Source organism: Actinomadura sp. NPDC049753 (genome assembly GCF_040674655.1).
Taxonomy (GTDB): domain Bacteria; phylum Actinomycetota; class Actinomycetes; order Streptosporangiales; family Streptosporangiaceae; genus Spirillospora; species Spirillospora verrucosospora.
Genome location: NZ_JBFARL010000114.1, coordinates 1 through 26,111 on the forward strand (window position 1 = coordinate 1; position 26,111 = coordinate 26,111).

The 26,111-nt window shown below is 73.8% G+C and carries 19 protein-coding genes and 2 pseudogenes; 9 read left to right on the forward strand and 12 right to left on the reverse strand.

Features of this window, described 5'->3' with window-relative positions:
• The 3 genes from AB0K37_RS25930 to AB0K37_RS25940 form a co-directional block, all read right to left on the reverse strand.
• On the reverse strand, positions 1–1,013 hold a 1,013-nt coding region (locus AB0K37_RS25930), incomplete at its 3' end, for a hypothetical protein (RefSeq protein WP_363985352.1).
• Positions 1,010–4,354 (reverse strand): FtsX-like permease family protein, encoded by a 3,345-nt coding sequence (locus tag AB0K37_RS25935; RefSeq protein ID WP_363985354.1) that lies wholly within the window; start codon positions 4,352–4,354, stop codon positions 1,010–1,012. The genes AB0K37_RS25935 and AB0K37_RS25930, both read right to left, overlap by 4 nt.
• A 134-nt stretch (positions 4,355–4,488) precedes the next feature.
• Positions 4,489–7,719: a BTAD domain-containing putative transcriptional regulator gene (locus AB0K37_RS25940; RefSeq protein WP_363985356.1), complete on the reverse strand. Its 3,231-nt coding sequence runs from the start codon at positions 7,717–7,719 to the stop codon at positions 4,489–4,491.
• Between the two features lie 139 nt (positions 7,720–7,858).
• On the opposite strand from AB0K37_RS25940, the gene AB0K37_RS25945 reads away from it, so the two are divergent.
• Positions 7,859–8,419, forward strand: coding sequence for a dihydrofolate reductase family protein (locus AB0K37_RS25945; RefSeq protein WP_345173349.1), 561 nt, complete (start codon positions 7,859–7,861; stop codon positions 8,417–8,419).
• A 7-nt stretch (positions 8,420–8,426) separates the two neighbouring features.
• Here AB0K37_RS25945 and AB0K37_RS25950 read toward each other — a convergent pair whose 3' ends face one another.
• Positions 8,427–9,488, reverse strand: coding sequence for a helix-turn-helix transcriptional regulator (locus AB0K37_RS25950; protein ID WP_363985358.1), 1,062 nt, complete (start codon positions 9,486–9,488; stop codon positions 8,427–8,429).
• A 233-nt stretch (positions 9,489–9,721) separates the two neighbouring features.
• Between AB0K37_RS25950 and AB0K37_RS25955 the strand changes: the two genes are divergently transcribed.
• Both AB0K37_RS25955 and AB0K37_RS25960 read left to right on the forward strand, forming a co-directional pair.
• Positions 9,722–10,075 carry a YciI family protein gene (locus AB0K37_RS25955; RefSeq protein ID WP_363985360.1) on the forward strand — a complete coding sequence of 118 codons (354 nt, stop codon included), beginning with the start codon at positions 9,722–9,724 and terminating at the stop codon, positions 10,073–10,075.
• Positions 10,076–10,214: 139 nt separating this feature from the next.
• The gene (locus tag AB0K37_RS25960) at positions 10,215–11,465 is read left to right on the forward strand and encodes an RNA polymerase sigma factor (protein WP_363985385.1); all 1,251 of its coding nucleotides are present in this window, start codon (positions 10,215–10,217) and stop codon (positions 11,463–11,465) included.
• Here AB0K37_RS25960 and AB0K37_RS25965 read toward each other — a convergent pair.
• Positions 11,446–12,609, reverse strand: a complete 1,164-nt coding sequence (locus tag AB0K37_RS25965; RefSeq protein ID WP_363985362.1) for an FAD-dependent monooxygenase — start codon at positions 12,607–12,609, stop codon at positions 11,446–11,448. The genes AB0K37_RS25960 and AB0K37_RS25965 overlap by 20 nt on opposite strands.
• Positions 12,610–12,900: 291 nt before the next feature.
• On the opposite strand from AB0K37_RS25965, the gene AB0K37_RS25970 reads away from it, so the two are divergent.
• Positions 12,901–13,842, forward strand: coding sequence for a threonine/serine dehydratase (locus tag AB0K37_RS25970; RefSeq protein ID WP_363985364.1), 942 nt, complete (start codon positions 12,901–12,903; stop codon positions 13,840–13,842).
• Between the two features lie 22 nt (positions 13,843–13,864).
• Here the strand turns inward: AB0K37_RS25970 and AB0K37_RS25975 are convergent, their stop codons facing one another.
• Positions 13,865–15,196, reverse strand: coding sequence for a serine hydrolase domain-containing protein (locus AB0K37_RS25975; RefSeq protein ID WP_363985366.1), 1,332 nt, complete (start codon positions 15,194–15,196; stop codon positions 13,865–13,867).
• Between the two features lie 251 nt (positions 15,197–15,447).
• Between AB0K37_RS25975 and AB0K37_RS25980 the strand changes: the two genes are divergently transcribed.
• Positions 15,448–15,888, forward strand: a complete 441-nt coding sequence (locus tag AB0K37_RS25980; protein ID WP_363985368.1) for an Hsp20/alpha crystallin family protein — start codon at positions 15,448–15,450, stop codon at positions 15,886–15,888.
• Positions 15,889–16,003: 115 nt separating this feature from the next.
• A complete protein-coding gene (locus AB0K37_RS25985; RefSeq protein WP_363985370.1) occupies positions 16,004–16,324 on the forward strand; it encodes a MerR family transcriptional regulator in 321 nt (106 codons plus the stop codon).
• Between the two features lie 64 nt (positions 16,325–16,388).
• On the opposite strand, the pseudogene AB0K37_RS25990 reads toward AB0K37_RS25985, so the two are convergent.
• Positions 16,389–17,291, reverse strand: a pseudogene (locus AB0K37_RS25990) (RNA polymerase sigma factor); the annotation flags it as partial.
• Between the two features lie 195 nt (positions 17,292–17,486).
• Here AB0K37_RS25990 and AB0K37_RS25995 point away from each other — a divergent pair.
• Entirely contained in the window at positions 17,487–18,134 is a 648-nt protein-coding gene (locus tag AB0K37_RS25995) for a TetR family transcriptional regulator (protein WP_363985372.1), read from the forward strand.
• On the opposite strand, the gene AB0K37_RS26000 is transcribed toward AB0K37_RS25995, so the two are convergent.
• The 3 genes from AB0K37_RS26000 to AB0K37_RS26010 form a co-directional block, all read right to left on the reverse strand.
• Positions 18,131–21,511, reverse strand: a complete 3,381-nt coding sequence (locus tag AB0K37_RS26000) for a pyruvate carboxylase (RefSeq protein WP_363985374.1) — start codon at positions 21,509–21,511, stop codon at positions 18,131–18,133. The two genes, AB0K37_RS25995 and AB0K37_RS26000, sit on opposite strands and share 4 nt — an antisense overlap.
• Positions 21,512–21,748: 237 nt before the next feature.
• On the reverse strand, positions 21,749–22,489 hold the full coding sequence (locus AB0K37_RS26005) for a hypothetical protein (RefSeq protein ID WP_363985376.1): 741 nt from the start codon (positions 22,487–22,489) through the stop codon (positions 21,749–21,751).
• A complete protein-coding gene (locus AB0K37_RS26010; protein ID WP_363985378.1) occupies positions 22,486–22,824 on the reverse strand; it encodes a PadR family transcriptional regulator in 339 nt (112 codons plus the stop codon). The genes AB0K37_RS26005 and AB0K37_RS26010 overlap by 4 nt, the downstream gene beginning before the upstream one ends.
• 295 nt (positions 22,825–23,119) lie before the next feature.
• On the opposite strand from AB0K37_RS26010, the gene AB0K37_RS26015 reads away from it, so the two are divergent.
• Positions 23,120–23,302: a hypothetical protein gene (locus tag AB0K37_RS26015; RefSeq protein WP_363985380.1), complete on the forward strand. Its 183-nt coding sequence runs from the start codon at positions 23,120–23,122 to the stop codon at positions 23,300–23,302.
• 73 nt (positions 23,303–23,375) lie between these two features.
• Here the strand turns inward: AB0K37_RS26015 and AB0K37_RS26020 are convergent, their stop codons facing one another.
• Positions 23,376–24,011, reverse strand: coding sequence for a helix-turn-helix domain-containing protein (locus tag AB0K37_RS26020; protein WP_363985382.1), 636 nt, complete (start codon positions 24,009–24,011; stop codon positions 23,376–23,378).
• Positions 24,012–24,169: 158 nt separating this feature from the next.
• Between AB0K37_RS26020 and AB0K37_RS26025 the strand changes: the two genes are divergently transcribed.
• Complete coding sequence (locus AB0K37_RS26025) at positions 24,170–25,894, forward strand: serine/threonine-protein kinase (protein WP_363985384.1); 1,725 nt, start codon at positions 24,170–24,172, stop codon at positions 25,892–25,894.
• A 117-nt stretch (positions 25,895–26,011) separates the two neighbouring features.
• On the opposite strand, the pseudogene AB0K37_RS26030 reads toward AB0K37_RS26025, so the two are convergent.
• A pseudogene (locus tag AB0K37_RS26030) lies at positions 26,012–26,111 on the reverse strand (DUF397 domain-containing protein); the annotation flags it as partial.

The following is a 26,111-nucleotide window of genomic DNA, read 5'->3' on the forward strand; positions in this document are numbered from 1 at the left end:
CGGGCCCGCATCACGCCGAGGAGCGGGCGGAGCCGCTCGCCGAGCAGCCCGGCGGCGAGCAGCAGCAGCCCGGCGGCCACGGCGACGAGGCCGCCGAAGGCGAGGCCGACGACGGACTGGGCGGCGTGGAGCCGTCCGAGGAACTCCTTCAGCCGGTTGTCCAGGGCGGTGGAGACCTCGCAGGGGAAGAGGTCGGCGCGCCCTTCGACGGCGGAGCGGAAGGCGTCGAGGTCGCGGACCATGACGCGGGTCTGCTCGGCGCTGACCGCGCCGGTGCGGACCGGGAACCGCCAGTCGTAGACGAGCTTCAGGTGCGGGTCGCGCGTGAGGCGCGAGTACGCGGTGGCGTCGATCAGCGCGGTGCCCGCGTCGGCCTCGATGGTGCTGTTGGGGAGGTACTCGACGGTCGGGTGCAGGATCCGGGCGCGCGGCCTCCAGAACCGGTCGGCGGCGTTCACCGGTGCGTACAGGCCGCTGATGCGGACGCCCGTGCCGCCGAGGTCGATCCGGTCACCGACCTTGTAGCCGAGCTGGTCGGCGTACCTCTTGGCGACCAGCACGTCGATGTCGCCGCTCGTCTGCCCCGGCTTGTTGAAGGGGGAGCGGCCGGAGACGAGGCGGACGCGCCGCCAGGCGCCCGGCTCCCAGCCGAGGTAGAGGATCCTCGGGCGGCGGAAGTCCCCCTCGACGCGGTCGCCCGGGGAGGTGACGGACGACTCCGGCTCGCCGACGACCTCGGCCAGGGAGCGGGGCAGCAGGTCCCGCCAGGCGAGGGCGTTGGCGCTCAGGGCCGCGTCGCCGGGGACGGCGGCGAAGGCGGCGGAGCCTCCCGCCTCCCCCTTCACGTGGATGTCGGCGTCGGCGCCGACGGCGCCGGCCGCGGCGCGGTCGTACCCGGCGGTCGTCCGGGACGGGACGGCGACGGCGAGCAGCGCCGACACCAGCATCAGCACGGCCAGCGCGGTGAGCGGCGCCCACTGCGCGCGGGCGAGCCGCATCCCGGCACCCCTCATCGGTCCTCCCCCACGCGCAGGCCGGCGCCGAGGTTCCGGCGCCGCAGCGTCCGGATGACCGGCGCGAGCACGAGCCCGAGCACCGCCGCCACCCCGCCGAGGACGGCCAGCACCACGGGCCATTGGACGACCAGGTCCGCGGGCGGGTACGGCTCGGCGGCCTGCACGCTCAGCACGACGTGCGGGACGACGAGCCGCGCCACGACCAGGCCGAGGACCGTCCCGCCGAGCAGGCCGAGCCCGACCAGGTAGGCCTGCTCGGTCGCGAGCATCCCGGCGACCTGGCGGGGCGGGACGCCGAGCGCCCGCAGCACCGCGAACTCCCGGTGCCGCTCGCCCGCGGTCACCGCCGCGTTCACCACGAACGCGATGACGGCGAACGCCAGCGCCGCGGCGAAGCCGAGCACGAGGGCGCCCTGGAGCGCCGCGCCCAGCGGGGCGTCGCGGAGCCGGGCGCGGGTCTCGACGCGGTCGGCCGCGACCTCGCCCCAGGCGGGATGGCGGGCCAGTTCCCGGACGGCGGGGGCGGTGCGGCCGCCGTGCACCGACGCCCACCATTCCCGCGGCGTGATGGTCTCGCCGCCCGAACCGTCCACGGCGAGCCGCGACTGGGTGAGGGTGGGCAGGTCGACCAGGACGCCCGGCCTGCCGGGCGGCACGCTCGGCAGCGCGGGCGCGATGCCGGCGACCTTGACGGGCTGGTCGCCGTCGATGGTGTTCACGGTGACGGTGCCGCCGACGCCGACCTTGGCGAGGCTCGCCATCTCCTTGGTGATGACACCCGGCACGACGGGCAGCAGGTCGGTGTTCTTGGTGTCGTGCGAGGGCGGGGTGGACGTGCCGAGCATCGCGTGGACGGCGGTACCTGTCGCGTAGCCGTAGAAGCCCTCGCGGTCGAGGGTGGGCGACGAGGGGATCGTGAGGGTCGCCAGCGCGTCCTCGCCCTCCTCGGCGGTCGTCCTGATCGGATGCTCCAGGTCCTGCGGTCCGGCGAACGCGTCCCAGCGGGCCCCCGCGGGCCGCGTGGCCTGGCCGGTGCCCTCGCCGGCGATGCTCCGCAGCTCCAGGTCGAGCCTGCCGGAGATCTTGTTGTCGTCGTAGTCGAAGTGGACGCCGCGGACCGCCAGCGGGAAGGAGGGCACGCCGTCCTTCCCCGCGAGCCGGGCGGTATCGAGGGCGATGGTGTGCTCGTCGCCGTCCGCGTCGACGCCGGGCAGGGTCACCTGCCGGGTGAGCCCGTCGGCGTCGACGATGCTCACCACGAACTTGTAGCCCTCGCCGAGCGGCGGCACGTAGTCGGGGGGCACTTCGGGCTCCGGACCGGAGCGGCTGAGGCGCAGGTCGAACAGCAGCCGCTTCGGCGTGCCGGGAACGGTCAGCGCCGGGACGGCGGGACGCGCCCGCGCCAGCTCGTCCAACCGCAGGTCGTGCCGCAGGCCGGGGCCGACGCGCAGGAGCGGGCCGAGCCTCCTCGCGTCGACGCCGAGCAGCGTCGCGGGTTCGGTGCCGAGGTCGGCGTCCATGCGCAGGACCCCGCTCGCGGCCGAGACGCCCGGCAGCGCCGCGAACCGCCCGGCCTGCCCGAGCGGCTCCGGGCCGCCCTCCCGGGCCGAGGCGGCCAGCCGCAGGTCGGCGCCGCTCTGGAAGTCGGCCTGGTCGGTCTGCGACCGCCGCCAGGTCGCCATCGTCGTGACCGACAGGACCCCGACGGCCATCGCCATCACCAGCAGCAGGACGGGCCCGGTGTAGCGGAGCTGGCGCCGCCCGACCTGCCGGGTGCCGAGGACGGCCACGAGGCCGCGCCCGCGGGTCGCGATCCGCTCGGCCACGCGGGTGACGGCGGGCACGAGGCGGAGCAGGAGGACCCCGCCGGCGAGCAGGGCCAGGGCCGGGCCGGACACGATGAACGGGTCGATGCCGCCCGTGCCGCCGCCGGAGGCGCCGCCGCCCGCGCCGTCCGCCCCGTACCGTGTGAGCTGCCAGATCGCGAGCCCGGCGACGAGCAGCAGGGCGAGGTCGGTGCCGGAGCCGCGCAGGCCGCCGCGGCCCTGCCGCCCGATGCCGGCCTGGGCCTCCACGAACGTCCGGTTCGCGCCCCGCATCGTCGGGACCGTCAGGACGACGGCGCAGGCCAGCGCCGTCAGCACCGAGACGGTCCACAGCGGCAGCAGCGGCCCGGCGTCCAGCCGCAGCCCCGAGTCCCGGACCGCGGGCGCGTGCCCCGCCAGGCGCAGCAGGGGCCCGGCCAGCAGCGGGCCGAGCACCGCGGCGGGCAGCACGATCAGCAGCCCCTCGGCGAGGCCCAGCCGGGCGAGCTGGCGCATGCCGAGGCCGCGGGTGCGCAGCAGCGCGACCTCACCGCGCCGGTGGTCGGCGAGCAGCCGCGCGACCAGCAGCCACGCGCAGCCCGCCAGCAGGACGAGCTGGATCACCGGGATGAGCATCGTGGACCGCGCGACCTGGAGCGCGGTGCGCAGCTGCACGGTCAGGTCGGGCAGGTCGGTCGCGACGCTGAACTGCGCGCCGTCGCCGGCCTTCTCGAAGGTGTCGCCGCCGGCGGCGACCCGGTCGCCGAGGGGGCCGAGCTCGCCCGGCTCGACGCCGCGCAGGTCCGGCATGACGGTGAAGCGCGCCTCGGATCCCGTGCCGGTGAACCGGGAGGCGAAGACCTGGGGCTGTACCACGAACGGCCCGTGGCTCGTGTAGGTGAGCCGTTCGACGCCGGTGGTGATGAGCTTGTCGTCCTGCCAGAAGTAGTCCTGCGGGTCGGGGACGTCGAACAGCCCGACGACGCGCACCTTCACGACCGACTTCCTGTCGACGCGGCCGTGCAGCGTGAGGACGTCGTCCACGTCGGCGCGCATGGCGCGGGCGGCGGCGCCGGGCAGGGCCGCCTCGACCTCCCCGGAGCCCGAGCCCGAGGCCGCGCCGGGCCAGCGTCCCCGGGTGAGCCGCGCGTGCTTCTCGATGCCGGTGTAGGTCTCGAACGCCGTCAGCTCGGGGTGGTCGCTCTTCTCCTGGCCGGGCAGCGTGTAGGAGTCGCTGCGGACGCTCATCGAGACCGCCAGCGGGACGTCCCGGTAGATCTGCTTGAGCGCCCGGTCGACCTGGCCCTGCACCGCGGGGAGGCCGTTCGCCGGGACGTGGGTGCCGAGCGTCGTCCCGACCGACTCGAACGTCGCGTCGGCCAGCGTGCGGCGCAGGCCCTCGCGGGTCACCGAGCCGGTGTAGCCGACGAGGGCCGCGAGGACGGTCGTGGCGAAGAGAGCGGTCGCGCAGGCGGCCAGCACCAGCGTCCGATCGCCGATGATCCGGCTGAGCAACAACCCCCGTCGTCCCACGGAGGGTCATGATCATTGCGTGTGAGGGGCGCCACAAGGGGTCGTGACGATTCCGCGACCTTTCGCAACCTTCTTGCAATAAGGAGGAATCGCCCGCGTCCCTGCTTTCCCGGGAGGCACTGCCGCGCCTCGCCCTACCCGTCCGCCACGCTCTGCCGGCCGGCCCATTCGGACGCGCCCTCGGGCGGGACGGCCTCCGCGCGGCGCAGGATCTCCGCCGGATCGAGGCCCGCCCCCGCGGCGAGCGCGTCCGGCCCTTCCGCGTCCCGGATCCGCGCGGCGGCCCGGGCGATGTCGTCCTGTTCGACGGGGGCGGGCGGCACGCCGGCGGCCCCACGGACCGCCGCCGCCTTCCCGAGGGCCTGCGCCGCGTCCCGGTGCCGTCCGGCGAGGGTCAGCGCGCAGGCCAGCCCCTCCAGGGCGCCCGCCAGGTCGCGCGGCGCCTCCAGCCTGATCGCGACGGCCAGCGCGTCCCGCTGGTACCGGACGGCGGACGCCGCGTCGCCCCGCGCCTCCGCCACGCGGCCCAGCCCGGTCTGGATCATCGGCAGGTACAGGGGCGGGAACTCCTCCGGCGACGCCGCCGCCAGCAGGGGCCGCATCCGGTCCTCGGCGTCCTCCAGCCGCCCTTCGCGTTCCGCCGCCAGCCCGAGGCCGATGTCGGCGAACATGGCCGCGGGCGCGAACCCCTGCTCCGCCGCGACCCGCCGCGCCCGCCCGAACAGCCGCCGCGCGGACGCGTGGTCGCGGCGCAGGTAGGCGATCCAGCCGCGCCACGCCATCCGCATCGCGACGTCCGGCCACAACCGCAGCTCCTCGGCGATGCGCTGCGCGTCGTGATGGAACCGCTCGGCCCGGTCGTAGTCTCCGGTCAGCTCCGCCAGCCCGCCGAGCCACTCCACCGCCTGGAGCCGTCCCCAGCGGTCGCCGACCTCGTCGAACAGCACGGCGGCCCGTTCGGCGTCGCGCTCCAGCGCGGCGGGCTCGCCGCGCGCGTGGGCGTGCATGGCGCGCTGGACGAGCGCCGCCGCCTCGCCCCACCGGTCGCCGGCCGCGCGGAACCCCGCGAGCGCCTCCTCCAGCCTCGCGGCGCCCTCGCCGGTGTCGTCCAACTCGGCCCGGGCGAACGTCAGGAACCAGCGCGCCCACGCCTTCAGGCGGTCGTCACCGGTGGCGTCCACGAGCGCGAGGGCCTCGTCGCGGCGGGCCTTCCAGTCGCCGGGGGCGCCCTTGAGCACGGCGAGCCCCGCCCGCCACACCAGCGCGCGGGCCCGGACGTCCGGCGATCCCCCGTCCCGCGCGAGGGCCGCCTCCAGCGACCGCAGCGCCTCGGTCAGCCGTCCGCGCAGGAACCAGTACCAGGCGAGCGCGTTGACCAGCCGCAACGCCTCGTCCGCCGACCCGGCGGCGTCGAGCGCGGCCCGCAGGTTCGCCGACTCGACGTCCAGCCTCGCCAGCCAGCGCGCCTGATCGGGTCCGGTGAGGCCGCCCGCGGCGCGCTCGGCCAGGGCCAGGTGGTGGGCGCTGTGCGCGGCCTCGGCGCGCCGCGTCTCCCCCGCCTCCGCCAGCCGCTCGGCCGCGTAGGCGGCGACGGACTCCAGCAGCCGGTACCGGGGGCCCTCGCCGGGACGCTCCGTCATCACGACCAGCGAGCGGTCGACCAGCCGGACCAGGACGTCGAGGACCTCCGCGTCCGGGACCTCCCCGCCCGCGCACACCGCCTCGGCCGAGTCGGCGGTGCAGCCGTCGGCGTGCACCGACAGCCGGCGCAGCACCGCGCGCTCCGGCCCGGTCAGCAGGTCCCAGCTCCAGTCGATCACCGCGGTGAGCGTGCGCTGCCGGGCCGGGGCGCCGCGGTGCCCGGACGACAGCAGCCGGAACCGGTCGTCGATCCGTTCGACGAGCCCCTCGACCCCGAGCGTCCGCACCCTGGTCGCGGCCAGTTCGAGGGCGAGCGGGATGCCGTCCAGCCGGCGGCACAGCTCCCCGACCGGCCCGGCCGTGTCCCCGTCCAGCCGGAAGCCCCGCGACGCCGCCCGCGCCCGCTCCGCGAACAGCCGGACCGCGCTCGACGCCGCCGGATCGTCGCCGCGGCCCGGCACGTCCAGCGGCGGAACGGCCCACACGACCTCGCCCGGAAGGCCGAGCGGCTCCCGGCTCGTCGCCAGCACCCGCACCCCGGGCACCCCGCGCAGCAGCCGGTCCGCCAGCTCGGCGGCCTGCTCGACCACGTGCTCGCAGTTGTCCAGGACGAGCAGCAGCCGGCGGGCGCCGAGCGCCGCCGCCAGCCGGTCGAGCGCCGCCGCGGGCTCGCCGGGCGCGTCCCGGATGTCGAGGATCGCCGTCACGACCTCCGCGAGGTCGGGCACGGTCGAACGCTCCAGGCCCGCCAGCTCCGCCATCCACACGCCGTCGCCGAACCTGTCCGCGAGCCCGGCCGCCGTCTCGATCGCCAGGCGCGTCTTGCCCACCCCGCCCGGGCCGGTCAGCGTGACCAGCCGGTCGGTGCCGATCCGGGCCCGGATCTCCCGGACGGCGCCGTCCCGCCCGATCAGCTCGGTCGGCGGGACGGGCAGGTTCGACCGCGGGCGCGGCGGCTCCGGGGCGGCGGGCCCGCCCAGGGCGGGGTCCTGCCGCAGGACGGCCCGCTGGAGCTCGGCCAGCTCGGAGCCCGGGTCCAGGCCCAGCTCGTCGGCGAGCAGCACCCGGTACCTCTCGAAGCACTCCAGCGCCTCGTTCTGCCGTCCGGCCCCGTAGAGGGCCCGCATGTACGCGGCCCTCAGCCGCTCGCGCAGCGGGTGCTCCTCGACGGCGCCGCCGAGCTCGCCCGCCAGGGCGCCGTGCTCGCCGAGCGCCAGCCGCACCTCGGCGTGCTCCTCCAGCGCGGTCAGCCGCAGTTCCTCCAGCCTCGCCACCGCCGCGCGGGTGAACTCCTCGTCGCGGAAGTCGGCGAGCGCGGGGCCGCGCCACCGCCCGAGCGCCTCCGCCAGCAGCGCCGCCCTCTCCTTCGGCTCCGCCGCGCCGCGCGCCCGCTCGACCAGCGACCGGAAGCACCGGGCGTCGACCCGCTCGGCGGCGGCGCCCAGCAGGTACCCGGCCGGGCGCGACTCCACCAGGGCCCGCGCGCCCGGCTCGGCGTCCTCCAGGACGCGGCGCAGCTGCGACACCTTCGCCGACAGCGCGCCCATCGGGTTCCCGGGCGGCGCGTCGCCCCACAGGTCGTCGATCAGCCGGTCGGCGGGGACCGGACGGCCCTCGTGCACGAGCAGGTCCGCCAGCAGCGCCCGCACCTTCAGCCCCGGCACGGGGACGAGCCCGCCGTCGTCGGTCCAGACCGCGAGCGGTCCGAGCAGCCCGAAACGCATCTTCCGACCCTAATGCGAATTCGTTCTCCGGCGCGTCCGGGCGGCCGCCGGAAAGGAAGCGTAAGGATCCGGTAAACGGTCTCGCGCACAGTGGTCACACGGCGCCGGAAGGCGAACGATCAACCCGACGGAGGAGACCATGCGCAAGATCATCAACTCGACGTACGTGTCGCTCGACGGCGTCATCGAGAACCCGCAGAACTGGACCTCGGCCTACTTCCAGGACGAGGCCGCCGCCTACGCCAGGGAACTGCTGTTCTCCTGCGACGCCATCCTGATGGGACGCAAGACCTTCGACGGCTTCTCCCAGGCGTGGCCGGCCATGGAGGAGGCGACCGGCGACTTCGGCGTCCGGATGAACAGCCTGCCCCACTACGTCGTGTCCGACTCCCTCCGCAAGCCCGGCTGGGGCGACACGACGGCGATCCCGCGGGCGGAGGCCGTCACGGAGATCGCGAAGCTGAAGGAGCAGGACGGTCAGGACATCCTGCAGTACGGCTTCGGCCCGGTGTCCCGGACGCTCGTCGAGCACGGCCTGCTGGACGAGCTGCGCCTGTGGATCCACCCGGTGCTCGTCGGCGCCCGCGAGACCGGCGAGTTGCTCAACGCCGACGAGTTCTCGGCCGCGTTCGAGCTGGCCGGCACCGAGGTCTTCAAGACCGGCGTCATCATCGCCACCTACGTCCCGAGCGCGCGGTAGAAGGCGGTCACCCTGCGGCCCGGCGCGACGGGACGCCGAACCGGGCCAGGGCCGCCCGGAGGATCGCGCGGGTGCGGTCCGGGGGCTCGGCCTGGACGCCGACACGGTTCAGGGCGTCGCGGTAGCGGGCGATGTCGGACGCCCGGTCCGGGTAGAGCGCGCAGGTGAGCTGCTCCAGGTAGACCACGTCGGGCAGCTCGGGCTCGGCGAACCGCAGCAGCGTCATCGGGCCGCCCTCCGCCGCGGGCCCGTCCGAGGCGAAGGGCGCGATCTGCACGGTGACGTTCGGCAGCTCCGCCATCTCGATCAGGTGCTCGATCTGGGCGCGCATCGTGGCGCGGCCGCCGACCGTCCGGCACAGCGCCGCCTCGTCCAGCACCGCCCACAGCCGCAGCGGGTCCGGGCGCTCGAACACGCGGCGGCGCCGCATCCGCAGCTCCACCCGCCGCTCGATCTCCTCGGGCCCCGCCTCCGAGTGGCGGGCCGCGATCAGGGCGCGGGCGTAGTCCCTGGTCTGCAGCAGCTCCGGGACATTCTGGACCTCGTACACGCGGACGAGCACCGCGCCCTGCTCCAGCCCGAGGTAGGGCTCGAACCAGGACGGGACCACGTCGCCGAACGGCTGCCACCAGCCCGGCGCGTTGGCGTGCTCGGCCAGTTCCAGCAGCGGCTCGCGCAGCGACGGGTCGGTCACGCCGTAGAGGGTCAGCAGGTCGGCGACGTCGCGCTCCTTGTAGCCGACCCGGCCGAGCTCCATCCGGCTGATCTTGGAGTGCGAGCCGCGGATCTCGTACCCGGCGGCCTCGGTGGAGATGCCGGCGGCCTCCCGGTAGCGGCGCAGCTGGGCGCCGACCAGCAGCCGCAGCACCGTCGGGCCGGCCTCCCGGTGGTCCTGGGAGACGCGGGCGCGGTCGCCCTCCGGTTCCGCCGCGCTCATGAGGCCCCGCGCCCCGCGGCGCGGCACCGCTCGCGCGGAGCCGGGCCCCCGGCCCGCGGCGTGGACGGCCCACCGGTCACCGGTGCCGGAACTCCCATGGGACGCCTCCCCGCGTGCGAAAAAACTTTCCACCGGATGAAGTTACTCGTTGGAGACTCACTTGCCCACTAGTCCGGAATGTCCTCTTTGGTGGGCATCTCCGCGTATGTACGAGAGCGTCCGGCCCGAGAGCGCCATGACCTGGCACGATACGGGGAACGAAAAAAATCCAGAAGATCTCGGTCAGGATGTCGATCCCGTCACACCGTCTTCGACGCGTTCGTGACGGACCGGGAAGGACCGGGCCGGTGAGCAGAGGAGACGACATGCGATTCCTGATGATGACGACGGACGACGGTTCCGCGCCCGCCACGCCGCCGGACGAGAAGCTGCAGACGGAGATGGGCCGGTTCATCGAGGAGATGTCCCGGAGCGGCGTCCTGCTCGCGACCGGCGGGCTGGAGCCCGGCGGCACCCGGATCAAGTCGTCCGGCGGCAAGGTCACCGTCCTCGACGGCCCGTTCGCCGAGGCCAAGGAGACGGTCGTCGGGTTCGCGCTGATCGAGGTGGGGACCCGCGAGGAGGCCATCGAGCTGTCCAAGCGCTTCTGGGCGATCGTCGGCGACGGCGAGGGCGTCATCCAGCAGGTGTTCGGGCCGGAGGACCTCCCCGGCCAGTGAGCTTCGCGCGCGGTGGACGCCCGGCCGGGCCGGGGCCGTCCGCCGCGGTTGCGCGGCGGCCGGTGCGGGTGCTCTCATCGGCAGCGTGACGGCATCGGACGAGCCCGGGGCGCGGAAGGCGCCCGCACGAGGCACGAGCGTGCACGCGACCGTCGACGCGGTGTGGCGGCTGGAGGCCGCGCGCATCATCGCCGGTCTCGCCCGCATGGTGCACGACATCGGGCTCGCCGAGGAACTCGCGCAGGACGCGCTGGTCGCCGCGCTCGAACAGTGGCCGGAGTCGGGCGTCCCGGACAACCCGGGCGCCTGGCTCATGGCCGTGGGCAAGCGCCGCGCGATCGACCGGATCCGGCGGCTGCGGCGGCTCGACGACAAGATCGAGGAGATGGGCCGCGACCTGGAGGCCCAGGCGCCGCCCGACGAGTTCGACGTTCCGGACGACGACCACATCGAGGACGACGTCCTCCGGCTGATCTTCACGGCCTGCCATCCCGTGCTGGCCGCGCAGGCGCGGGTCGCGTTGACGCTGCGCATGCTCGGCGGCCTCACCACCGAGGAGATCGCGCACGCGTTCCTCGTCCCCGAGGCGACCGTGGCGCAGCGGATCGTCCGGGCCAAGCGGACGCTCTCGGAGGCGAACGTCCCGTTCGAGGTGCCCCAGGGACCCGACCGCGCGGCCCGGCTGGCGTCCGTGCTGGAGGTCGTCTACCTCGTCTTCAACGAGGGGTACGCCGCCAGCGCGGGCGACGCCTGGGTGCGGACGGACCTGTGCCGTGAGGCGCTGCGCCTTGGCCGCGTCCTCGCGGCGCTGGCACCGGGCGAGCCCGAGGTGCACGGCCTCGCGGCGCTGATGGAGATCCAGGCGTCCCGCACCCGGGCGCGCACCGGTCCGTCCGGGGAGCCCGTCCCGCTGGCGGCGCAGGACCGCGGCAAGTGGGACCGGCTCCTCATCCACCGCGGGTTCGAGGCGCTGCTGCGCGCGAAGAGGATCGGGGAGCCGCCCGGCCCGTACGTCCTTCAGGCCGCGATCGCCGCCTGCCACGCGCAGGCGCCCTCCGCCGAGGACACCGACTGGGCGCAGATCGCCTCCCTCTACGAGATCCTCGCCCGCGTCGCGCCGTCCCCCGTGGTGGAGCTGAACCGGGCCGTGGCGGTCGGCATGGCGGACGGCCCCGAGAAGGGCCTGGAGCTCGCCGACGCGCTGGTGGACGAGCCCGCCCTGCGCGGCTACCACCTGCTGCCGAGCGTCCGCGGCGACCTGCTCGCCCGCCTCGGCCGCCGGGAGGAGGCCCGGGAGCAGTTCGAGCGCGCCGCGGAGCTCACCCGCAACGCGCCCGAACGCCGGGTCCTGCTGGACCGCGCCGCCGCGCTCAGTAGTCCCGCACCGTGAACGAGCCGACGATCTCCCCGAAGTCCTGGAAGTCGACGACCTCGGTCTCGGCGCCCGTCTCCGCGTTACGCTGCGCGTCCACCCTCGCCTTGTTGGTCAGCGCCAGTTCCTGGTTCGCGGCGACGTACCCGCGCAACTCCTTCTCGTAGTTCGCGAACGCGGCGCGGTGGTCGCCGCCCGCCGCCTTCAGCTCCCCGGCCAGCACGTACGCGCCGACGATGGCCATGCTCGTGCCCTGCCCGGACAGCGGCGACCCGCAGTAGCCCGCGTCCCCGAGCAGGACGACCCGCCCCTTGGACCAGGAGTCCATGTGGATCTGCGCCATCGAGTCGAAGTGGAAGTCGGGCGCGTCCCACATCGTCTCCAGCAGCTCGGGCAGCACCCAGCCGCCGCCGGACAGCGCGTCCGCCATGATCTTCTTCTGCTCGGCGGTGTCGCGGTGGTCGTACTCGATCGGCCGCTCGGACTCGAACCCCAGGTAGACGCGGACCTCCTCGTTGCCGCGGACGCTCATCACGCCGCCGCCCCAGCTGCTGCCCGGCACCTGGTGGAACACCTGCCAGCGGTCCAGGCCGAGGAAGTTCGGGGCCGTCCACACCGACAGGTAGGTGCCGAGGTGGGTGAGGTAGTCCTTCTCCGGCCCGAACACCAGCCGGCGCGTGTTGGAATGCGCGCCGTCCGCGCCGACGACCAGGTCGAACGTGCGGATCAGCCCGCTCTGGAAGATCACCCGCACCCCGTCGTCGTCCTGCTCCAGCCCGGCGATCGAGTCGCCGTACAGGTACTCGACGCCGTCGCCGGCCGCGTCCACCAGGATCGCGGACAGGTCGTCGCGCAGGATCTCCACGTCGGGGCTGCTCAGGTCGCCGCCGCTGATCGTGTACTCCTCGCTGCGGTACAGCTCGTTGCCGTCGCCGTCCACCATGGACATGCCGCGCATCTCGACGCGCCGCTCGCGGATCCGGTCGAGGACGCCCATCCGCTCGGCGACCTCCAGCGCGGGCCCGCGCACGTCGATCGCCTGTCCTCCGGCCCGCGGCCCGGGCGACACCTCCACGACCGTCACGCCGAACCCGTGCCGCCGCAGCCAGTACGCCAGCGCGGGACCGCCGATGCTCGCACCCGAGATGAGGACGTTCTTCATGGGGACCTCCCTAGTCCGGCGGGACGTGCGTCCCGCGCCGAGGAAGAGACTCGCCGCGGCCGCTGACCGAGCTCGCACCAGTTGCTGACCGGCGTCTGGAGCGGAGCGGAGGACGACGGTCAGCAGCCCTTGCCGGGGGGTTTGGGGGGTCGCCCCCCAAAGTGGGACTGACCGGCGTCCGGAGCGGAGCGGAGGACGACGGTCAGCAGCCCTTGCCGGGGGGCTTGGTGGCGTGATCGGATGTCATGTCCCAAACTGGCGTTGGGTGCTGATGACGCGGAGGGAAAACCGGTGATCGATCGCTCGGACGTCCAGGCCGCCGCGGGGCGTGTCGCGGGCCATGTCCGCCGCACGCCGATGGTCGAGGTCGAGCCGGGGCCGCTCGCGCCCGCCGCGCGGATGTGGCTGAAGCTCGAACTGACGCAGCACACGGGGTCGTTCAAGGCCCGCGGTGCGTTCAACCACATCCTGGCGGCGCGGGAGGAGGGGCGGCTTCCGGAGACGGGAGTCGTCGCGGCCTCCGGGGGGAACGCGGGGCTGGCCTTCGCGTACGCGGCGGCGCGGGCGGGCGTCCCGGCCGAGGTGTACGTGCCGGAGACGGCGCCCGCGGTGAAGGTCGCGCGGCTGCGGGCCCTCGGCGCCGCGGTCGTGCAGGTCGGCACCCGGTACGCCGAGGCGCAGGACGCCGCGACCAAGCGCGCCGCCGACACCGGCGCGCTGTTCTGCCACGCCTACGACCTGCCGGAGGTGTGCGCGGGCCAGGGCACGCTCGGCCTGGAGGTGCTGGAGCAGACGGGCGGCGAGGCCGACACCGTCCTGCTGGCGGTCGGCGGCGGAGGGCTGATGGCGGGCGTCGCCGCCGCGCTCGAAGGGCGGGCGCGCGTCGTCGGCGTCGAGCCCGTGACGATCCCGACCCTCGAACGCGCCCTGCACGCCGGACGTCCCGTGGACGTGGAGGTGTCGGGGATCGCCGCCGACTCCCTCGGCGCCACCCGGGCCGGCGAGATCGCGTTCGCGGTCGCCTCCCGTGCCGGGGTGCGTCCCGTCCTGGTCACCGACGAGGCGATCATCGAGGCCCGCCGGTTCGTGTGGCAGGAGTACCGCCTGGTCGTCGAGCACGGCACGGCCGCCGCCGTGGCCGCGCTCCGCGCCGGCGCCTACCGGCCGTCCGCCGGGGAGCGCGTCGTGGTCGTGCTGTGCGGCGCCAACACCGACCCGTCCGACCTGGTCTGAGCCTCCGGCGATCGGCCGCGTCTCACCCGGCGGCGCGCAGGGCCTGGAGCGGCAGCAGCCGCACCTGCGCCGCTGGACGGGCCGTGCCGGTCGCGGGGCGGCTGCCGCACAGGGCCTCCACCACGTGCGCGGCCAGCGCGTTGTCGATCGGGTGCGGGACGGGCGTGCCGCCGGCGCTGAGCTGCTGGTACTTCATCAGGTTGAAGGCCAGCGAGATCTGCCGCTCGCCCCCGGCGGAGGACAGGGACTGGGTTCCGGCGCCGAAGACCGCGCCGTCGTGGCCCCAGAACGTCCCGCACGGAAGGTCGAGGGAGTAGAGCCCGAGGCCGTAGTTCATCAGGACGTTGCCGTCCGCGTCCTTCACCGGGACGGTCCGCTGCATCTGCGCCAGGGCGTCCGGCCCGATGAGGTCGCCGGTGAGGAGCCTGCGGTAGAAGCGGTTGAGGTCGTCCATGGTGGAGACGAGCGCGCCCGCCGTCCAGGCCCAGCTCATGTCGAAGGTGCTGTAGTCGCGGGGCGGCGTCACGTGCTGGTACAGCGACTCGTACATCCGGGGGTGCGGACCCGCGATCCAGGGCGAGGACGGGAAGTAGGTGTGCTTCAGCCCGGCCTTGCGGATGACGTTCCGGGTGATGTACTCCTCCGCCTTGGTCCCGGTCACCTTCTCCAGGAGTCTCCCGGCGATGACGTAGTTGGTGTTGGAGTACGACCAGCGCTCGCCCGGCTCTCCCGTGCGCGGCGCCCGCAGCCCCCAGGCGATGAGCTGCTCGGGCCGGACGCCGCGGAACCGGTACTCGTCCAGGCTGTCGGCCGAGAGCTCCCGCAGCGAGGGGAACGCCGGGGCGACGTAGTCACCGATGCCGCTGGTGTGGTCGAGCAGCATCCGCACGGTCGTCTGCTCGCCGGGCCGTCCCGGGATGAGGCCGGGCAGGTAGCGGCCGACCGGGGCGTCGAGGTCGACGCGGCCCCGCTCGACCTGCTGGAGGATCGCGGTGGCGACGAACGACTTGGTGATGCTGCCGACCCGCTGGCGCATGCCCGGGGTCACCGGGCGCCCCGTGCGCACGTCCGCGACGCCGGCCGCGCCGTCCCACGCCGTGCGGCCGTCCCGGACCTCGGAGAACAGCCCGTACATCCCGGCGTCGTGCGTGGCGTCCAGGGTGGCCCGGAGCTTGGCGGGGTCGAACGGGACGGTGGGCGGCTGCGCCGTGGCGATCACGGACGGGCCCACGTCCGGCCCGGCCGCCGTCGCCGCGACCTGGGCCGTCGCCAACGTCAGAACGAGCGCCGCACCCGCGGCCGCCCCCCTGGCGACGCCGCGCCTCGCCAGCCGTCCCAGCCCTCTGGCCATCATCCCCGTCTTTCCGCGCCGGCCGCGCCCCCGAAGGGGGCTTTTCTAGATCATCCACTCTCTCATCCCGAGGGTGGAAGCGGCCCCAGAGCCACCAAAACGGGTCGGTGACGACACCCGGGAGTGGACGGCCGCGGCGCCGGGGCTTGACATCGACTACCCGGTTTCCTATAACTGGAGTTGCAGGTTTCCTCTTGTACGAGGAACAGGTAATCGGCGCACGCCGGGCGCCGAGGTCTTCGGAGGTGATGTGCATGTTGCTGACGTCGATCGACCCGTTCGTGCAGGAGTTCGAGCGTCAGTTCGACCGCGCGGTCCGCCAGGCCGCCGGCCAGGGCAACGGCGCCGGCATGCCGATGGACGGCATCCGCCGCGCGGACGACGTCGTCCTGCGGTTCGACCTGCCGGGGGTCGACCCCGGCTCCATCGAGGTCACCGTCGACCGCGGCGTCCTCTCGGTGACCGCGCGGCGCGAGGAGGAGTTCGGCGAGGAGGAGCGCGTCTTCGTCCGCGAGCGCACCATGGGCTCCTTCACCCGCCGGGTCTACCTGTCGGAGCACCTGGACGCCGAGGCGATCGAGGCCGCCTACGAGAACGGCGTCCTCGCCGTCCGCATCCCCGTGCTGGAGCGGGCGCGGCCCCGGAAGGTGGCCGTCCAGCAGTCCGGCGCCGGCCAGATGGCGATCAGGAGCTGACGCGCGACGCCCGGGCGGCCCCGGTCGGCGCGGCTCGTCGAAGCCCGCGCCGACCGGGGCCGCCCACATTTTCCGGCGGTTCGCCGGTACCGCGACGGCGCCGAGGAGGCCCCCCATGAACCTGCCGTTCGACGACGAGCACGCCGCGCTGTTCACGGTGGGACAGGTGGCGCAGATGCTGGACGTCCAGCAGGCGTTCCTGCGCCGCATCGACGACCACCGGGTCGTCTCCCCCCAGCGCTCGACCGGCGGCCAGCGCCGCTACAGCCGCCACGAGATCGGCCGCATCCAGGAGGTCGTCTCGATGATGGGCGAGGGCATGACGCTGCCCGCCATCCGGCGCATCTTCGAACTCCAGCACGAGGTCGCCGAGCTCACCCGGGAGCGCGACGAACTCGCCCGGCGGCTCGCCGGAGGCCGCGGCTCGACGGCCTGACGCCCCGGGCGGGCACGCGGGCCGGCACCGCGGGGCTCCCCCCGGCGCCGGCCCGGCCGGCGGGTCAGCCGAGCAGGTCCGCGAGGGTCTCGCGGCGAGAGGGGTGGCGCAGCTTGTGCATGCCCTTGGACTCGATCTGCCGGATGCGCTCGCGCGTCACCCCGTAGACCTTGCCGACCTCCTCCAGCGTCTTCGGCTCGCCGCCCGACAGCCCGAACCGCAGCGAGATCACGCCGGCCTCGCGCTCGGTGAGGGTCTCCAGGACGGCGTCGAGCCGCCCGCGCAGCATCGAGGTCGCCACGACGTCTGCGGGGTCGCCGCCCTCGGGGTCCTCGATGACGTCGGCGAGCTCGCCGTCGCCGTCCTCGCCGAGCGGGGTGTGCAGGGACAGCGGCTCGCGGGCCTGCCGCCGCAGCCACTCGACCTTCTCGGGCGTGACGTCGAGCTCGACGGCCAGTTCCCGCGAGGTCGGCTCGCGGCCGAGGTCCTGCATCATCCGCCGCCGGACCCGCGTCATCCGGTTGAGCACCTCGACGACGTGCACGGGGATGCGGATGGTGCGGCTCTGGTCGGCCAGCGCGCGGCTGATCGCCTGCTTGATCCACCAGACGGCGTAGGTGGAGAACTTCAGGCCACGGCGGTACTCGAACTTCTCCACGGCGCGGATCAGGCCGAGGTTGCCCTCCTGCACGAGGTCGTTCAACGGGAGGCCGTGGCCCATGTAGCGCTTGGCGAGCGACACGACGAGGCGCAGGTTCGCCTCGACCATGTGCTCCTTGGCGCGGACCCCGTCGGCGGCGATCCACTCCAGGTCCTGCTTGTCCTGGAGGCTCAGTTCGTCGCCCAGGGTCATGAGGCGCTCTCGGGCGAACAGGCCGGCCTCGATGCGCTTGGCCAGGTCGACCTCCTGCTCGGCGGTGAGCAGCGCGGTGCGCCCGATGCGGGACAGGTAGTCCTTCATCGGGTCGACGAGGTTCACGGTGGAGCGGGGGGTTGCGCTCGGCGCGTGGCTGGCGTTCAGGGCTGTGTCCTTTGCTCGTCCGGCGGCCGGGAGGGAACGGTCACCCGGTCTCGGTACCCGTCAGGCTCCCGAGCCAAACTTAGAATCGACCTAAGCTTGTATCGATAACGAACTTAGGTCGGATTATGAGAGGATGGCGGCATGGGACTGCGGGAGATGAAGAAGCAGCAGACGCGCCAGAGCATTTCGAACCACGCGACCCGCCTGTTCCTGCGGCACGGCTTCGACCACGTGACCATCGCCGACGTCGCGGCGGCGGCGCAGGTGGCCAAGATGACCGTCACCAACTACTTCCCCCGCAAGGAGGACCTGGCCCTCGACCTGCACGAGGTGTTCGTGGCCTCCCTGGCGCGGACGGTCGCCGAGCGCGCGCCGGGCGAGTCGGCGCTGGCCGCGTTGCGCAGGGGCTTCCTGGAGGCCGCCCGTCGGCAGGACGCCGTGATCGGCTTCTCCGGTCCCCCCTTCGCCCGGATGGTCACCGAGAGTCCGGCGCTGGTGGCGCGGCTCCGCGAGTTCCACGAGGAGCGGGAGGAGGCCCTCGCCGCCGTCCTCGCCGAGGAGACCGGCGCGGGCCCGGACGACGTCCTGCCCCGCCTCGTCGCCGCGCAGCTCGGCGGCGTCCACCGCGTCCTGTTCCAGGAGGCCCTGCGCCGCAACGTGCGGGGCGAGACCCGCGAGGAGATCGAGGCGGCCCTCACGGAGTCCGCGAAGACCGCCTTCGACCTGCTCGAACCGTCCCTGGGGAGCTACGCGACGCGTCCGGCCCCCGGGGGACGGAAGACGCCCTAGGCGCCGTCCTCGATGACCAGGAGGAGGTCGCCCGCCTGGACGGGCGTCGCCTCCGGGACGGCCAGCCGGGCGACGGTGCCCGCGACCGGGGCGGTGATGGCGGCCTCCATCTTCATGGCCTCGATGGTGGCGACCACGTCTCCCGCGGCGACCTCGTCGCCCTTGGCCACCCGCAGCGTCACCGAGCCGTCGAACGGGGCGGCGACGTGGCCGGGCTCGGCGGGGTCGGCCCGCTCGACCGGCGGCGCGTCGGACTTGACGGACTTGTCGCGGACGGAGAGCGTCCGGAGCTGGCCGTTCACCGAGCAGATGACCTGCCGGACCCCGGCCTCGTCGACGTCGCCGACGGCCTCCAGCCCGGCCAGGACCCGGACGCCGGGTTCGAGGTCGAACGCCACCTCGTGCCCCGCGCGGAGCCCGTAGAGGAACGGGCCGGTCGGCAGGACGGAGAGGTCCCCGTAGGCGGCGCGGGCTTCGCGGTAGTCCTTCGCGGGGCCCGGGAAGAGCAGGCGGTCGAGCGTGTCACGAACCTCTGGACCGGCCAGAGCCTTCTCCTCGGCGCCGTCCAGTTCGGCTCGGGCGGGCGTGTATCGGCGTCCTGCCAGGGCCTTGGTGCGGAACGGCTCGGGCCAGCCGCCGGGCGGGTCGCCCAGTTCGCCGTTGAGGAACCCGATGACGCTGTCGGGGATGTCGTAGCGGTCAGGGTTCTCGGCGAAGTCGTCCGGGTCGGCGCCCGCCGCGACGAGGTGCAGGGCCAGGTCGCCGACGACCTTGCTCGACGGGGTGACCTTCACGAGCCGCCCGAGGATGGCGTCGGCGGCCGCGTAGAGGCGCTCGATCTCCTCGAAGCGGTCGCCGAGGCCGAGGGCGACGGCCTGCTGCCGCAGGTTGGACAGCTGCCCGCCCGGGATCTCGTGCCCGTAGACGCGCCCGGTCGGCGAGGGAAGCCCCATCTCGAACGGCGCGTAGAGCCTCCGGACGGCCTCCCAGTACGGCTCCATGGCGGTGAGCGCGTCCAGGTCGAGCCCGGTGGCGTGCTCGGTGAAGTCGGTCGCGGCCACGATCGCCTGGAGCGGCGGCTGGCTCGTGGTGCCCGAGAGCGGCGCGGCGGCGCCGTCGACGGCGTCGACACCCGCCTCGATGGCGGCGATGTAGGTGCCGATCTGCCCGCCGGCCGTGTCGTGGGTGTGCAGGTGGACGGGCAGGTCGAACCGCTCGCGGAGGGCCCTGACGAGGGTGCGCGCGGCGGGCGCCCTGAGCAGGCCGGCCATGTCCTTGACGCAGAGGATGTGGACTCCCGCGTTGACGAGTTCCTCCGCCAGCCGCAGGTAGTAGTCGAGCGTGTAGAGCCGTTCGTCCGGGGAGGACAGGTCGCCGGTGTAGCAGAGCGTGCCCTCCACAAGCGCGTGGGTCTGGAGGGCCGCGTCGATGGCCGGACGCATGCGGTCCACGTCGTTCAGGGCGTCGAACACACGGAAGATGTCGACTCCCGTACTGGCCGCCTCCTTGACGAAGGCCCGAGCCACCGAGTCGGGATACGGCGTGTAGCCGACGGTGTTGCGGCCACGCAGAAGCATCTGGATGCACAGGTTGGGCGCCGCCTCGCGGATCGCGGCGAGCCTGTCCCAGGGCGACTCGCCCAGGAAGCGAAGGGCGACGTCGTACGTCGCCCCTCCCCACGCCTCGACCGAGAGAAGCTGCGGCGTCATCCGAGCGAGGTAGGGCGCGGCCGACAGCAGGTCATAGGTACGCACTCGCGTAGCGAGGAGCGACTGATGCGCGTCGCGGAACGTCGTGTCGGTGACGGCCAGGGCGTCCTGGTTCCGTAGCTGCTCGGCGAACGCGCGCGCGCCGAGCGCCAGCAACCGGTCGCGCGACCCCTCGGGGAAGGGCCCGTCGAGGTCGAGCGGCGGCAGCTTCGTCGCCGGGTCCAGGTCGGTGGGGGCTTCACCGTGCGGCTTGTTGACCGTGACGTCCGCCAGGTACCGGACGAGCCGCGTCGCGCGGTCGCCGCTGGAACGGGCCGTGAGCAGGTCGGGGTGGTCGGCGATGTAGGACGTGGTGACGCCGCCCGCGCGGAAGTCGGGCTCGTCCAGCAGCGCCTGCAGGAACGGGATGTTGGACGCGACGCCCCTGATGCGGAACTCGGCGACGGCCCGGCGCGCCCGCCGCACCGCGTCCTCGAACGTCCTGCCGCGGCACGTCAGCTTCACCAGCAGCGAGTCGAAGTGCGGCGACACGATCGCGCCCCCGTAGGCCGTTCCCGTGTCGAGCCGCACGCCGGCACCGCCCGGGGACCGGTACGCCGAGATCTTCCCCGTGTCGGGGCGGAACCCGTTCGCCGGGTCCTCGGTCGTGATGCGGCACTGCACGGCGAACCCGCTCACGCCGACCTCGTCCTGCGCGATGCCGAGGTCCGCGAGCGTCTCGCCGCCCGCGATGCGCAGCTGGCTCTGCACCAGGTCGACCCCTGTGACCTCTTCGGTGACGGTGTGCTCGACCTGGATGCGGGGGTTCATCTCGATGAAGACGTGCTCGCCGCGGTCGTTCACGAGGAACTCGACCGTCCCCGCGTTCTCGTAGCCGATCTCCTGGGCGAACCGGACCGCGTCGTCGCAGAGCCGCCGGGCGGTCTCCGGGTCCAGCCCGGGCGCGGGCGCGATCTCGACGACCTTCTGGTGGCGCCGCTGCACCGAGCAGTCGCGCTCGCGCAGGTGGACGATGTGCCCGGCCGCGTCCGCGAGGACCTGCACCTCGATGTGGCGGGGGCGGTCCACCGCCTGCTCCAGGAACACCGTGGGGTCGCCGAACGCGCTCTCGGCCTCGCGGCGCGCCGTGTCCACGGCGGCCTCCAGGTCCTCGCGGTGGTCGACGCGGCGCAGCCCGCGCCCGCCGCCGCCCGCCGCGGCCTTCACGAACAGCGGGAACCCGACCTCGTCGGCCGCCTCCAGCTCCCGTCCCGGCTCCGGCGTCGCCGAGCGCAGCACCGGCAGGCCCGCGCGCCGCGCCGCCGCGACCGCCTCGATCTTGTTGCCCGCCAGGCTCAGCACCCGCGACGGCGGGCCGACGAACTTGATCCCGTTGCGCTCGCAGGCCGCCGCCAGCTCCGGGCTCTCCGACAGGAACCCGTAGCCCGGGTAGACGGCGTCGGCGCCGACCCGCAGCGCCGTCTCCACGATCCCGTCCACGTCCAGGTAGGCGCGGACCGGGTGGCCGTGCTCCCCGATCTCGTACGCCTCGTCCGCCTTCTGCCGGTGCAGGGACAGGCGGTCCTCGTGCGCGTACACGGCGACGCTGGCGATGCCGAGTTCGTATGCCGCGCGGAAGGCGCGCACGGCGATCTCGCCACGGTTGGCGACGAGCAGCTTACTGATCACGTGTGTCTCCCAGGAGTGGCTCGGGGCGCGTCCGGCCGCGCCCGAGGCCTCCTGGGCTCCACGCTGAGCCGCTCATGGCGGGACGAACCCGCGGGCGAACCGGATCCTGGGATACCTACCCAGTCGAGCGGTTCGGACGGCCCTGCCCGCCAACGAGAACAAAGGGACAGATGATCTGCAACGTGAAAAGAGGGGAAACTTTCCCCCAAAGCGGGGCGTGCGTCCCGGCAGGGCCCGTCAGAAGGAGCGGCGGCGCCGGTCGCGCCAGATGCGGCCGGCGGCCAGGGCCAGCAGGACCATGGCTCCGATGAGGACACCGGTGAGGACCGCGGTGTGCGAGCCGTCCGGGGCGAGGAAGACCCCGACGGCGCAGACCGCGCCCAGGAGGGCGCCGTACGAGGCGATGAAGCCGTAGAAGCGCTTGCTCCAGAAGTTGCGTCCGGACGGCGTGCCGGGGACGTCGCGGAGTTCCGCCTCAGGGCCGAGGGACGCCGCCTTGGGCCGCTTGAAGTACTCGAAGCAGATCCAGGTGCCGCAGGGCTCCCAGCCGTCCGGCGCGAGCCGGTCGACGACGGCGTTGCGGCGGCCCGGCAGGACGGTCTCGCGGCGGTACTCCCAGCGCTGCGGGTCGTCCGGGTCGCGGTGGGTGACGAAACGGCCCGTGCTGTCGACCCGCTCCACCTCCCAGCCCTCGTCGCCGTACCGGTTGAGGACCTCGCGCTCGTGGAAGGCGTCGGCCCTCCACTTCCAGGTCTCGGCCTCGTCCGGCGGGACCGGACCGGTGCGGGCGCCCGCCCCTGCCCCGTCCGGGGCGACCTGGGAGACGAAGTCCTCGGGCGTGCCGAACTCCTGCACCGGGTCGGTACCGGACTCGGCCACGAAGGCGGCCAGGTCGTCGACGGTGCGGGACACCTCGTCCTCCGGGAGGCCCCGGGCGCGCAGCCGCTCCGCCAGTTCGTCGAAGTAAAGGTTCGTCATCGTCCCGCTCCATCGGTGAGCATCCTGCGCACGGATTCGTCGAACTCGAGCCACAGCCCGCTCTGCTCTGCGAGCGTCACGCGGCCCACGTCGGTGAGGTGGTAGTAGCGGCGGCCCGGGCCGCGGTCGGCGGCACGGAACTCCGCGGAGACGAGCCCCGCCTCTTCCAGGCGGTTGAGGATCGGATACAGGGTGCCGCCCTTGATCTGCCCGAGCCCCGCGTCGGCGAGCGTCTTGGCGATCTCGTAGCCGTAGCTCTCGCCCCCGGTCAGGCTGGCGAGGACCAGCAGGTCGAGGACGCCCTTGAGCCAGCTGGCCCGGCGGTCGGGGGTCACGGCGGTCAACCCCTGCGGCCCGGGCCGCGCTGGCGCCCGCGCCCGGACGCGGCGGCAAGCGGAGTCTTCATGGTTCGTCACCTTCGGCTAGTTGGTGCAGCGAGCTAAACCGTATGGCAACCTAGTTAGGAATACAACCTAGGTAGGGAAACCAGTTCCGAGGCGGCCGCCGGAGCGGTCCGCGGCTAAACGGAACGATCACTCGGAATAGCGAGAAGGATCTTGCGGTTGCAACCACCGTGTGCGAGCCCGCCGGCCGGGCAGCACCCATGTCAGCGACCTACGGAGGTGAACCGTGCCGAGCAGCATCCCCCGCACCCGTTCCACCAGCGAGCGCAAACGCGTGAGAACCACGTCGCTGCGCGCCCTCGCGGTCGCGGCGCAGTTGGAACGCAACCATGCCCCGGAGGGTCCACCGGGCAACGCGGAGGGCCGGGCGGAGACCCGCCGCCTCCGGCGGACGCCCGACCCGGCCTGACGCTCCCCGTCCCGGCCGCACCTCCGGTCAGGCATGGGAAAGCCCCCGCATCCGCGGGGGCTTTCGTCTTTCGCTAGGCGCGGGCCATGTCGAAGAACCTGTGGACGGTGGCGCGGGTGCGTTCCCTGCCGACGCTCTCCACCATCGCGGTGAGGTGTTCCGCGCCGAGGACGGCCAGGAGCGCGTGCGCGACGGCCTCGCCGTCCGGAACGGCGTCACCGCGCTGGTCGAGCAGGATCGTCAGGTGCCGGTGCCAGAAGCCGTAGGCGCCGATCCGGTACCGGGCCCCCGGCGAAGCGGTCTCGGACATGCGCACCAGCGACAGATGGTCGAGCACGTAGTCCAGGTAGGCGTCGGCGAAGGCGTGCAGACGCTCGGACGGCGCCACGACCGCGCCGTCCTCCCCGGGACCCAGGGGAGGCGGGCCGGACAGGATCGCGTCCTGGAGCTCGCGTTCGCGTTCGTTCAGCAGCGCCACGGCGAGGCCCGCCTTGTCGCCGAAGCGGCGGAACAGCGTGCCCTTGCCGACACCCGCCTCGGCGGCGACGGCGTCCATCGACACCGCCTCCACCCCGTGCCGGGCGAAGAGCGCGGCGGCGGCGTCCAGCACCTTCGCGCGGTTGCGGGCGGCGTCGGCGCGCTCCTTGGGCGGCGGGGTCCGCATCAGTTCCAGATCCACGCGCCTCGCGCCGGCCGGGCGACGGTCCATCATCGCCTCCTCCCTGGACAGTACAACCGGACTATAGTCCCATTAAGCGGCCGCGGCCACCATGGCTTGATCACCCGCTTTGCCGAGCGCATACCATCGTTGGCCATAGTCTTGCGGAACGATCGTGGGACGATGCGGAACGACGGGGAGCGAGTGGTGTGACCGACAGGACGATGCCGGACGCCCATCCACTGGAGTCGGGGGACCCGGCTGAGCTGGGTGGATACGAGATCCTGGGCCGCCTCGGCGAGGGCGGGCAGGGGGCGGTCTTCCTGGGGCGTCCGCGGAGCGGTGCCGGGGCCGCCCGCGCCGACGACCATGTCGCGATCAAGCTCCTGCACGGCAGGCTCGCGGGGGACGAGTCCGCCCGCGCCCGGTTCGTCCGCGAACTGGAGGTCGCCAAGCGCGTCGCGCGCTTCTGCACCGCTCAGGTCCTGGACGCCGACGTGGCGGGCGACCAGCCCTACATCGTCAGCGAGTACGTGCCAGGCCTGTCGCTCTTCCACGTCGTGCGGACGGAAGGCCCGCGCAGGGGCGGCGCGCTGGAGCGGCTGGCGGTGGGGACGCTCACCGCGCTGACGGCGATCCACCAGGCGGGCATCGTGCACCGCGACTTCAAACCGCGCAACGTCATGATGGGCCCGGACGGCCCGCGGGTCATCGACTTCGGCGTGGCGCGCGCGCTGGGCGCGGCCGGTGAGACGCAGAACGTCGGCACTCCCGCCTACATGGCCCCGGAGCACTTCACCGGCGACCAGGTCGGCCCGGCGGCCGACATGTTCGCCTGGGGCACGACCATGACATTCGCCGCGACGGGACGTCCCGCGTTCGGCAACGACGAGATGGCCTCGGTCATGCAGCGGATCCTGACGGGCGAGCCGGATCTGGGCGACCTGCCGAGCCCGATGCGCGAACTCGTCCTCGCGTGCCTGGCCAAGGATCCCGCGCGGCGCCCGACCGCCCGCGAGGCCCAGGAGCGGCTGCTCGGCGCGACCAGCGGAGCGTCCTCGGCCGTCCCGCCCGCCATGGCCGTCCCGGCGCCGCCTCCCGATCACGTGACGGATCCGTCCGGCGTCCGCGAGGGGACGGCCCCGCAGCCGCGTCCGTTCGCCGATGCGACGCCTCCCCCGGACGGGTACGGCCAGGGGGCGGTCGGAATGCCGCCACCGGGCCTTCCCGGGCCGTCCGACGGCCATGAGCCGGACGGCAGGGGGCGCGGGCGCCTCGCCATACCGATCGCCGCGGCCGTGGCGGTGGCGCTGGTCATCGCGGGCGGCGCCGCGTGGGCCGCGACAAGGCCGAGCGGCGGCAGGGAACGGCCTGTCTCGGCGTCCGACGAGAACCACGGCGTAGGAGGCGACTCCGGCTCCGCGAACGGCGCGGCCGGCGGCCCCCAGAGCCCGACGACGGCGAAGCCAGGGCAGCCGAAGCCCGGGAAGAGCGGGAACCCCGCGAACCCCAGCGCGTCCCCGAAACCGGGTTCGCCGCAGCGGCCCGGCGGATCGACCCCCACGAGAGGCACCGGCGGGGGCACTTCCACGCCGCCCAAGGAACCGCCCAACAAGTACACGCCGCAGTCCGCGTGCAACAGCGGCGGCAAGGGGACCGGGTACTACGTGCTGCGCTCCATGGGCGTGTCCGGCGGCGTCGCCTACCTGCTCTACAGCAACTCGACCAAGTACAACTGCGCCGTCACCATCAAGACGAAGCACGTCGGCACGAAGTCGCCCGTCTCCACCTGGATCCAGAAGAAGGGCGGAGGCGCCATCAGCGACAGCGGCTCGTTCGCCTGGTACGCGGGACCGGTGTACGTGAGCGCGCCCGGGGTGTGCGTCCGCTTCGGCGGCAACGGCAGTACCGCCCCCTACGGCAACTGCGGCTGACGAAGAGACCCGGGCCGGAATGAACAAGGCCACCCTCGCGCCTGGGGTGGCCTGTGTCTCGTGCGGACGGTCGGGTCGACGTTCGGGTGCACCGGTGCCGACCCGGCCGCTGCTGGATCAGTTATGGGAGGCGATGAGATGGTCGAAGTCGCCGTCCTTGGCTCCAAGGATGAGCGCTTCTATCTCGGGGCGGGTGTAGATGAGGGCCGGGCCCTCG